Below are 10,146 nucleotides of genomic sequence, written 5' to 3'. Positions count from 1 at the left end.
AGCGGATCGAGGCCGTCGAGCTGATCGCCGACGCGCTGATCACGAAAGGCGCGCCAAGTGAGTGGAACTGGCTGTGGTGGATGCCGGCCATTTCCGTAATTTCCAAAAGCGGCAGGCCTTTTTGCAAAACCGCCCCGCCTAAGGACCGGTTGAAGGCCGTGCTGCCAAGTGGCGTGCAGATGCAGAGGCCAGTGCCCCGAAATTCTTCAAAGGCTACGTCGTCAAGTGACAAATTAATGTCTTGAGTTCTGACCGGGTTTTCAATCCGGATCTCGTTGACGGCGTAGTATGTCCCTTGAGAAGTTTCAGCTTGCAGCAGCGGATATTCTTCAACCGGCAACTGACCTGGGATCACATCGGTTAGGAACTCGCCTAATTCGGAGTCCTTGTAGTCCATGTAAAAGCCCAGGGTACCGGAGTGGATGCCGATAAAGACAGTTTCATCCAAAATGTCCAGGTACTTGTGAACGGCAAAGATAAAGGTACCGTCGCCGCCGATAACGATTACCCCGTGGGGGTGGTCTTCATCTTCCTCGAAACCGCAGGACACTAAAGCCTGGCGGATACTGTTAGCCATCTTGGCTGAATACTCATCTGGCCGGTGTACGATCGCGAAAGTTCTAGTCATTTTTTCTGCTCTTTCTTTACTTTTGCTGGATTTCATGCCTATATCTTAGCAAGAACCAGAAGCAGAAAACACATCATAGGATTCCACTTTTTCATCAGATCACGCCAAAAGCTGATCGTCACACCTTCCGGTCAGCGATCAGCTTCTCATGGGCCTGGATGTGGGCCAGGCGCTTTTTATCCCGGTTCAAGAGCAAAAGGAAGATTGCTTCAACCAAGGACGATGAAGCCAGGCGGGAAAAGAGGTATTCCTCTTGCAAGACTGTCTGGCCGATCGCGGTTGTCAGATGGTAATCGCTCCTCCCTGCCAAAGGAGAATCTGGCCGGTTGGTCATCGAGATGACCTTGATTCCTTTTTCCTTGGCCAAATCAGCCAGTTTTAACAAACCAGATGATTCACCAGAATTGGAAATCAGCCAAAGGCAGTCGCTGCTGTCCATATTCATGGTCTGGCCAATCACAGTTTCCATGGTCGGACTGGAAATCGCCAATATGCCTAATTGGTTCAGCTTGTAGACCGCGTCTTCAGCGACTGGATAGGTATCCCCTTCAGCCGCGACTTGGATCAGACGGCTTTTTTCCAAAAGATCCAAAACTTGCTTGAGCATATCGACTGGCAGGCGGCGGAGAGTCCGGTCGATTTCGTCTTCCTTGCTGGCCGCGATCTGGTCCAGGGCCTGAGAGACATTATCCTGGTTCAAGGATGCCAAGCTTGAGACGGGGGACTTGACCCGGGCCAGACTGACTTTCAACTGGTGGAAACCAGATAATTTTAGATTGTGGCAAAAGCGGGTCACTGAAGCCCCGCTGACGCCCGCTGCCTGGGCCAGCTGGGAAATCGTGTAGTTAACCACTTCCTCTGGCTTGCTGATGACAATCTGGGCCACCTTTTGGTCGCTTGGGGACATATCATTTTTCTGGCGGAGGATCTGCTCGATGATGCTCTCTTCGTTTTCCATATTTACCAGTCTTTCTCCTGTTTCTTTATTTCTTCTAGTGCTATTATAGCATCTCTTGTAAATTAATTTCAGCAATATAAAAATACTGTAAATTAATTTATTGACTTTTTACCTGTTTTTACTTACTATGATCTTGTAAATAAATTACAGTTAAGCAAGCGGTATAGAAAATAATTTACAGTTTTTTTACAAGGAGAATGTGATGACTTTAGTTTCAGATTTCGCGCTGAAGAAGATTCAGCCAGGGCAGAGGGTTTCCCTTGGCGGCGGAAGTAACGTGGCCGACCTGACCAGGGCAATCGCCGAGGACGACTTGTCCCTTGACCTCTACTCCCCTGCCCCGGCGACCCGGAAGTTAGGGGCCAGTTTGGGACTTTCAATCAAGCCCGCTGAAGAAGCAGACCAGCTTGACCTGGCCTTTGATGGAGCGGACAGCGTTAATTATGATTTGCGGGCACTCAAGAGCAAGGGCGGCATCCACCTTTTTGAAAAAGTCGCCGCGCAAGCGTCTCGCGAATACATTCTGCTTTTGCCAGAAGGACGAATGAGAGAAAAGCTCGATCCAGATATCCAGCTCTGCCTTGAAGTAGCTGCTCCAGCTGTTAAATCCTTGCTTAGGTTTGCTAACGGCTTGCCTTTGAAGGCCAGTGTCCGGGAAGACGAATCAATTTTAGGCAACAAGCTAGTTGATCTATACGCGGAAAATTGGGACAAGATCGAAGAAGTAAACCAGCAACTGCTTGCCTTTAATGGCGTTGTTGCCTCGTCACTTTTTGATAAAGAAGTTACTTCCATCATCACTGTTCAGGATGGCCAGGCAGTTGAAATTGGCAAAGGAGAAAATCATGACTAAATACAATTGGGGAATTATCGGGACTGGCTGGATTGCCGGAGAAATGGCCGACGCATTAAAGCGGGTCAATGGCGAAGTCTATGCCGTTGCCAACCCGCATAAAGAAGCCTTGGAAGCTTTTGGCCAGGAGAAAGGAATTGAACATCTCTATACTGACCCAGATGAGATGATCAAGGATCCTGACGTGGACATCGTTTATATCGCCACCCCACACAACTTCCACTACCAATATGCCAAGCAGGCACTTTTGGCTGGCAAGCATGTTTTTTGCGAGAAAGCGATCACGATCAACGAAAAGCAGCTGGAAGACCTGGTTAGCCTGGCTAAAGAAAAGAATTTGATTTTAACTGAAGGCTTTACTCTCTACCACATGCCGATTTACCGCAAGGTCAAGGAGCTGATCGCTTCTGGCAAATTGGGCCAGATCCAGCTGGTGCAAGTCAACTTCGGCAGTTTGAAGGATTATGATCCGGCCAACCGTTTCTTCTCAAAGGACCTGGCTGGCGGCGGGCTCTTAGATATCGGCGGCTACGCTACGGCTTTTGCCCGGACCTTCCTAGATGAGATGCCCAACAATATTTTGACGACGGTGAAGTTTTTTGAAACAGGCGTTGACGAACAGTCCGGCATTATTTTGAAAAACGACCGCCAACAATTGGCCGTGATGGCACTGTCCATGCGGGCCAAGCAGCCAAAGCGGGGCGTTATTTCCGGTACTAAAGGCTATGTCGAGATCAGCAACTACCCGCGGGCCATGCAGGCAGATGTTACCTACACCGCGTCAGCCCATGAAGAAAGTAAAGAGACAATCACAGCTGGGAAAAGCGACCTGGCACTGGACTATGAAGTAGCTGACATGCAGCGGTACGTGGAGCAGGGCCATGACGATGGCGAACTGCAGACTTCCCGGGAAGTGATGCACATTTTGACAGCGGTTAGAGGTCAATGGGGGATGCGGTTCCCGGACGATCAGGACTAGTTTTATCTGATAAGTATCTCTATTCTCAAAAACTTGGATACAAGAAAAGAGTGAGTTCAGTGAACCCACTCTTTTTTGCTGCTTATTCAACGATGCCGAAGCCGCCAGTCCAGCCGATTTGTTCGCTGGCTGCCAGGGTCATTTGCAGGAAGCCAGTTGCTTCCAGTTCTCTAGCCCGCTTCAAGGCGCCTGCGTCAAAGACCCGCAAGGGACTGCCAGCTAGAGCTTCCTTGATAGCTGCCTTAGCCTCCTGGTCATCGCTGGCCAGGAGAACCGTGGTTGGCAGGTCGCCAATTTTTCCGCTTTGCAGAGTTGCGGCAAAAGTCGTGTTGAAGCCCTTGACTACCTTAGATTCCGGCAGCCAGGACTGGAGCAATTGTGCCGCGGATGAGTCAGCTGGCACGACCAACTCGTCCCAAGTGTCGAAGTTGAGAGGGTTGCTGATGTCGATGACGATCTTGCCCTTCAGCTCGTCCTTGTATTGGTTAGCGATGTTTTCCAAAGCGCCGAATGGCACAGCCATGATTACCAGGTCGCCAAGATTTTCTGCCTTGTCGCCATTGCCAAAGTATTCAACTTGATTGCCGGCCAGTTCAAAGTTCTTGCCGATTGCCTGCCCCATGTTGCCCTTGCCAAAAATTGTTACCTTCATTGTTTTTACCTCGTTTACTTTCTTTTTGTAAGTTGTTAATCATAAGAATACACGATTGGCAAAAGTAAGTCAAGGCTTTTCTTACAAAAAGTTAGTAAAATAAAAATCCAGCCCGAAAATAGACTGGATTAGATTTATTCGTGATCTTTGTTCTTCAATTTATTCAAGACCATGTCAAGCATTTCTTCCTTGTATGCTTGATAACCCATAGCATTAGGGTTCGCTTTCCATTCGTCACTTGTCCATCCCTTGAGCGTATAATAGTGCCGGTTTTGGTCATAGTTGCTAATCAAATCAACTATCTTGTCTTCAACATTTGGGCTAACCTCCTTACCACCTTTAGTCAGTAGTTGACTCCACTCTTCACTTGGAATCGGATCAACCGTTTGTAAGCCGCACTTGCAAGTCCAGATAATATTGTTAACGATCTTTTTGGCAAGTTCCTTGCTTTCGAGACTAACAATTTTTTCGTCCTTGCTGCCTAATTGAGTAAAGTAAGCCAGCAAATCTAATTCTTCTTGCACTTGCTGCTGGTCTGTAAAAGTCAAGATATCCTTTGGCAACCAGTAATATTTTGCATATTCACTATAGTAGATATTGTAGATTCCTTCTAGTGAATGCAAGCCTTTCGGACCTAATACGTCGACGTTGACGAGTACTCGGTCCAAAGGAGAATTTTCCCGGTTGCGGAAAAGGTCATGCTGTTCAAAAACGTAGTAAGGCACGTCCTCTCTCCGAACAAGTTCAGCAAACTTAGTAAGTTCTTCCTTTCTGATAGTTGGGTAAGAGTTTTTATCCTTTAGTTCTTGATAAATCTGCTTGATGCTGTCGATCGTAATTACACCATATAAATTGGCGGCTGACTGGAATAATTTATGTAGAAAATCCAGCTTTTCGCTATCAAAGCCAGCATCAGCATAGCGCTTCTTCATGGTTTTATCGAGCAAGCGCTTAGGATAGCTGACTTTTTTAACGGTCTTATCTACCGGCTGGTTATTGCTGATTAGGTCCATTAGCAAATTGCTAAGTATGTATTCCTTATTATCAAGATCATGCACTTGATCTAAGAAGCTGAATGAATCGTCATCCAAATCATCCAAATCATCATCGTCTACGGAGAAATCAATTTTACTGATCTCTTCCTTTGGGATCCCCATCATCTGTCCATAAGTGTAACCGCCCATCCCCCAACAAGGAAGGTCATATAGTGCCCGATCCATCAAGGTGCAGATTTCTGCAAAAGTGTGCTTGCCATAGTCGAAATGATAAGTATTGGAGAGTTCATCTAATTCTTCAGCAGCAGCATTCAAATCTCCTTGACTTGTTTGGTAGGCGTATTGTGTAAAGGCAATTATCTCATATAAAGCAGTGTCACCAAAACGAATTTGGCTAGGCGCCTTATTAAGTGTCATTCCTGAAGACTTCAATTCTGACAAAGCCTTTTTTAAAGCTTTCTCATCTGCAGTTTCTTCATGCTTGGCAAAGTCGCGGAGGTCGTTAGGAGTTAGGTAGAACTTGCTGCTGAATTCGCAAAGGTTCATGTAGACGTACCAGATGCCCTGAAGGCTATTTTCTTTCCAAGCAATTTGTTCATGAACCAAAAGCGGGCTGGTTAAGGGGATGCCGGAATCATTGCAATACTTGTTAATAGCTTCTGCACTAAAAAGATAGAAATCGACATCCATGTTAGTTTCTGTGATTTCGCCGAAACTGACGAATTGGTCAAATGTGATTTCTGGATAGGCCTGGTTCTGCTTTTTGATGTCTTTGTACAAGCTGTACAGGTCTTCAAGGGAGATAATCCCGTATGCATTAATTGCACCAGCATAGAACTGGAGAAGGAAGTCCATCGACTCCTCTGACAGGCCGGTTTTCTTGAGTTTATTGATTACTGATTTTCGCATGGTCAAGCTTCCCCTTTTTGTAAAAAATCGTTGCTAGGTCTAAGGATATTCTACACGATTTAGGGAGGAAATGTGGAGGGCTGGGATTTGGAGGACAAAAAATCCAGTCCGAAAATGGACTGGATTAGGTTTATTCGTGATCTTTGTGCTTTTTGATCATGTCCAGAAGAATCTGCATGGCCTTAATTTTTTGGATTTGATCACCATGGATGTCTGGATTGGAATTCCACTCATCAGTTGTCCAACCCTTGAGGACATAAAGATGCCGGTTCTTGTCATAGTTATGGATCAAGTCGAGGATCTTATTTTCAACCTCTTTGTTAAGTGGCTTGCCGCCATTAGCTAGCAGCTGGAGGAACTCCTCTTTAGGAATTGGGTCAGCATCTTCAAGTCCGCCCTTGCTCGTCCAGAGGAAGTGGTCAACGATCTTTCTGGCCAAATTTTTGCTTTCCAGGCTGACAATCTTGGCATCCCTGCTCCCTAATTGGGTAAAGTAAGCCAGCATGTCCAGCTCTTCCTTCTCCTGCTGGTGGCCGGAATAAGCTAGCATATCTTCCGGTTCCCAGTATACATTCGCGTACTCGCTAAAGTAGATATTGTAGACGCCTTCTAGTGATTTTAGGCCATCTGGCCCCAGCAGGTCTTCATTCACAAGTATCCGTTCAAATTCGGAGTCGATCCCGTTTTTAAAAAGCTCATGCTGTTCAAAAACATAGTAAGGCACTTTTTCCCGGCGAACCAGTTCAGCAAATGCGATAAATTCATCGTCGCTGATGTCAGGGTAATGATTTTTACCCTTAATATCTTCGTAGATTTGAGCAAGGTCAACGAGTTCGATTACACCGTAGAGGTTGACAGCTGCTTGGAAGAATTTGTGCAAGAAGTCCAGCTTTTCTTCGTCAAAGCCAGCATCCGCATACCGCTTCTTCATAGTCTTATCGAGCAGACGCTTAGGGTAGCTGGCTTTTTTGCGCATTTTGGCGTGTGGGTGGGTATCACTGGCTAGGTCCAACAGCAACTGGCCAAGTTGCTGACCGGAATCAGCTGAGTCATCGTCTTCATCAAATTCAAAAAGGTCGTCATCATCTTTATAGAAAGAATCGTCGAAAAAATCATTCTCTGTGATATCTTCCTTAGGGATCCCCATCATCTCCCCATAATTGTAACCGCCAAGTCCCCAGCAAGGGAGGTCATAAAGTGCCCTCTTCATCAGTGTGCTGATTTCCTGGAAAGTGTGTTTGCCATAGTCAAGCCGGTAGAATAAGGAGAGATTTTCAAATTCTTCAGAAGCTGCCTCCAAATTACCTGGGCTGGTTTGGTAGGCATAGGTTACTAACTTAGTGATTTCGTTTAGGCCAGTGTCGTTTGGATAGATCTGGCTTTCCACTTCATCAAGCGGTTTGCCAAAAGCCTTCAGCTCTGCCAGAACTTTTTGAAATGCCCGGTCGTCGGCTGTTTCCTTGTGCTCGGCAAAGTCGCGGAGGTCGTTAGGAGTCAAGTAGAACTTGCTGCTGAATTCGCAAAGGTTCATGTAGAGGTACCAGATTTCATGAATACTGTCTTCTTTCCAGGCGACATTTTCATGAACCAATAGTGGGCTGGTTAAAGGGATGCCAGAATCATTGCAGTACTTGTTTATGATTTCTGGACTAAAAATAGCGTAATGCTCAAGCAATTTACTGCCTGTGACTTCGCCGAAAGTGAGGAATTGGTCAAATGTGATTTCCGGGTAGTCATGGTTCTGCCTTTTGATGTCTTTGTACAAGCCGTACAGGTCTTCAAGGGAGATGATCCCGTATGCATTAACCGCGCCGGTATAGAACTGGAGAAGGAAATCTATCGACTCCTCTGACAGGCCGATTTTCTTGAGTTTAGTGATTGCTGATTTTTGCATGGTCAAGCTCCCCTTTTTGTAAAAAACGAAATTGTATCTAAGGCTATTTTACCCGATTTGGAGTAGGAATGTAGCACGCTGGGATTTGTGAGACAAAAATAATCCAGTCCGAAAGTGGACTGAATTATTGGGATTATTTCACGTTAACGATGAAGTTGTCGGTGTCGTAGCGACTACCGTCTGGGAAGTTGACAGTCAAAGAGGTTTCATACTTCCCTGGATCGAATGTATCTGTAGTTCCCAAAGAACCATGGAAGTATATACAGTACCCTTAGGTAATGCAGAAGCATTAGTTAAAAAGAAACTTGAAAACTGTATAATTTTGTTCTCTCACATATTATTAGATCATTACACACCTCACTTTTTGTCCTAAATGCTGTATTTGTCAAATTAGTTTTTTACAAAAAATCATCTATTGTATGCAGAGTGATTTTATTAGTCTTAATGCTTGTCCCAGCGCCAATTATAGCCAAATTAGCAAATATCTAGAAAAAGAAAAAAGTATGATCCCGAATAGATATCGGATCATACTTTAACAAGCTTAACTAATTTGCCAAACTCATTACACCACTATTATTTCTTCTTGTGTGCGGCTTTCAAAGACTTCTGGTAAGCCTTATAAGCCTTTTCCAATTGCTGATTGACTTTCTTGATTTCTTTCACCTTAGCATTAGCTTCGTCATATGCTGCTTTACTGCTGTTCGCATTTTCTTGCGCAGCATTGATCTCAGACTTTTCAGCTTGGGTTTGTTCATAAGATGCCTTTGCCATATTCATATCTGACTCATAAGATGCAACATAACTATTAAGTGCTGCTTCAAATTCATCAACAGTCACTTGCGTCCCCGATTCGCTAGTTAAAATCTTTTCTCTGCCAAAATCTGCCGCACTTGTTCCCGTACTTTGATCAAGAACCAAACCAACATACTCATAATCACCCATGCAGTTCGTATAGTGGCCAGTCACACCACTGCCATGCGCGTCATAAATCGCCTTTTCTTCAGTGTACCAACCAGTTAATGGATCACTGTAGCCCCAAGCCAAATTCTCAGCACGGGAAGCATACACTTCAGTAGGAGCGTTCCTAAAATATGTATGATTCTTCGTGCTATTTGAAATAATACCGGCGATGCTTGCATAGACCATAAGATCATAGTCGACCCCTAAGGCATTATGATTAGAGAAATTGTTATCTGATGCGCGGAGACTGTTAAGCTCTCTGATCAAAGTGACATCTTTCTTTAAATTGCTCGTGGACAGGAAGCTCTTAACTGAATCGTCTAATCCATTTACATAGCCTGCCAACACAGCAACGTTTGCCATGTCAGTTTTAGAGTCTTGATAAAAGTTAGGCGTTGCCTTGCTCATGACAAAGTCATAGCCAGCTGCTTCATAGGCACTTGAAGCTTCATCATAGCTGGCTTTAGCGGCTGCAACCTTGTAATTGTATCTATCTACAGCATCTGTGTAGGCCTGGTTTGCATTATCTAAACGCGCCTTCTTTTGGCTCAAGTCATTCTGCGCGTCCTCCAACGAACCGAGTGCTTCAGCCTGCTTCTTGTACTTCTCATAAGCAGCCTTAGCTGGATTATAAGCTGCCTTCTTCGCGGTTACCTTAATCTTGACATTCTTGACCTTATCTTTTGACTTGTCAGGATAAGTCACGATCACGCTAACCGTATAAGTGCCAGCCTTCTTCAAGTTAGGTGCTGGTGAAAAAGCATACTTAGTCTTTGCAGGCAACTTGCTGGCATTAGTGATTACACTTTTGGCTGAAAGCTTGCTACCAGCCTTGACAGTTACGTTCTTAGCCTTTGGCGCGTATTTTTGCGCGTTTGTCTTCTTTACTGCCTTCTTCTTAGCTTTCTTTGCCTTTTTCTTTGTGCTCTTCTTAGTTGCCTTCTTTGCCGCCAAAGCGGTTGGAGCGGTTCCAACAGCTGGTGCCGCGGCGCCTAAAAGAGCCAATGCGACCGAAACCTCGCTGATGGCTTTCAGTTTCTTGTCCATGGTTTTATCCTCCCACATGTTATTAGATAATCACACACTTTAATTCTTTACTTGAAAGCCCTTTTTGTCAAATAGCTTTTCCCTCACGATTACTAAAAGCAGGCCAGCAGCTTCTTTATCAATGAAAGCTTGTCACTATGCCGATTATAGATGACCTTGATCTTGTACCGGCTCCTCTCCTGCATCCCAGCTAATGGTAAATAACTTATATGTTCCACGCGTGGTGCTAGTTGAAGAAGTTGAGTCCATATCTCTGTAGGATGTAGCTGAT

General features: G+C 45.2%; 8 protein-coding genes. 2 read left to right on the top strand and 6 right to left on the bottom strand.

The genetic code is table 11. From position 1 onward, the window contains the following. A partial coding sequence (locus ACI32D_RS02900) for an NAD kinase (RefSeq protein WP_439775149.1) occupies window positions 1-628 on the bottom strand: 628 nt, incomplete at its 3' end. Between the two features lie 118 nt (window positions 629-746). Continuing rightward, window positions 747-1,586, bottom strand: a complete 840-nt coding sequence (locus ACI32D_RS02895; RefSeq protein ID WP_439775148.1) for a MurR/RpiR family transcriptional regulator — start codon at window positions 1,584-1,586, stop codon at window positions 747-749. A gap of 202 nt (window positions 1,587-1,788) precedes the next feature. Between ACI32D_RS02895 and ACI32D_RS02890 the strand changes: the two genes are divergently transcribed. Then, window positions 1,789-2,439, top strand: a complete 651-nt coding sequence (locus ACI32D_RS02890; protein WP_439775147.1) for a ribose-5-phosphate isomerase A — start codon at window positions 1,789-1,791, stop codon at window positions 2,437-2,439. After that, window positions 2,432-3,418, top strand: coding sequence for a Gfo/Idh/MocA family protein (locus ACI32D_RS02885; protein WP_439775146.1), 987 nt, complete (start codon window positions 2,432-2,434; stop codon window positions 3,416-3,418). Before ACI32D_RS02890 ends, ACI32D_RS02885 begins: the two co-directional genes overlap by 8 nt. Before the next feature lie 82 nt (window positions 3,419-3,500). Here ACI32D_RS02885 and ACI32D_RS02880 read toward each other — a convergent pair whose 3' ends face one another. The 4 genes from ACI32D_RS02880 to ACI32D_RS02865 form a co-directional block, all read right to left on the bottom strand. Then, on the bottom strand, window positions 3,501-4,070 hold the full coding sequence (locus ACI32D_RS02880; protein WP_439775145.1) for an NADPH-dependent F420 reductase: 570 nt from the start codon (window positions 4,068-4,070) through the stop codon (window positions 3,501-3,503). A 134-nt stretch (window positions 4,071-4,204) separates the two neighbouring features. Continuing rightward, window positions 4,205-5,974 carry a hypothetical protein gene (locus ACI32D_RS02875; RefSeq protein WP_439775144.1) on the bottom strand — a complete coding sequence of 590 codons (1,770 nt, stop codon included), beginning with the start codon at window positions 5,972-5,974 and terminating at the stop codon, window positions 4,205-4,207. A 130-nt stretch (window positions 5,975-6,104) separates the two neighbouring features. Next, window positions 6,105-7,868: a hypothetical protein gene (locus ACI32D_RS02870; protein WP_439775143.1), complete on the bottom strand. Its 1,764-nt coding sequence runs from the start codon at window positions 7,866-7,868 to the stop codon at window positions 6,105-6,107. A 573-nt stretch (window positions 7,869-8,441) separates the two neighbouring features. Further along, window positions 8,442-9,875 carry a Rib/alpha-like domain-containing protein gene (locus ACI32D_RS02865; RefSeq protein WP_439775142.1) on the bottom strand — a complete coding sequence of 478 codons (1,434 nt, stop codon included), beginning with the start codon at window positions 9,873-9,875 and terminating at the stop codon, window positions 8,442-8,444. Window positions 9,876-10,146 lie beyond the last annotated feature (271 nt).

This window comes from Lactobacillus sp. (genome assembly GCF_051873315.1).
Taxonomy (GTDB): domain Bacteria; phylum Bacillota; class Bacilli; order Lactobacillales; family Lactobacillaceae; genus Lactobacillus.
Note: the sequence above shows the minus strand (reverse complement) of the source record. Positions and strands in the feature narration are given on the sequence as shown.

Bases quoted from the DNA above. Each gene is read 5' to 3' on its own strand.
- ACI32D_RS02875 (WP_439775144.1), bottom strand. From the start codon at position 5,974: ATGCGAAAATCAGTAATCAATAAACTCAAGAAAACCGGCCTGTCAGAG.
- ACI32D_RS02885 (WP_439775146.1), top strand. From the start codon at position 2,432: ATGACTAAATACAATTGGGGAATTATCGGGACTGGCTGGATTGCCGGA.
- ACI32D_RS02890 (WP_439775147.1), top strand. From the start codon at position 1,789: ATGACTTTAGTTTCAGATTTCGCGCTGAAGAAGATTCAGCCAGGGCAG.
- ACI32D_RS02880 (WP_439775145.1), bottom strand. From the start codon at position 4,070: ATGAAGGTAACAATTTTTGGCAAGGGCAACATGGGGCAGGCAATCGGC.
- ACI32D_RS02895 (WP_439775148.1), bottom strand. From the start codon at position 1,586: ATGGAAAACGAAGAGAGCATCATCGAGCAGATCCTCCGCCAGAAAAAT.
- ACI32D_RS02865 (WP_439775142.1), bottom strand. From the start codon at position 9,875: ATGGACAAGAAACTGAAAGCCATCAGCGAGGTTTCGGTCGCATTGGCT.
- ACI32D_RS02870 (WP_439775143.1), bottom strand. From the start codon at position 7,868: ATGCAAAAATCAGCAATCACTAAACTCAAGAAAATCGGCCTGTCAGAG.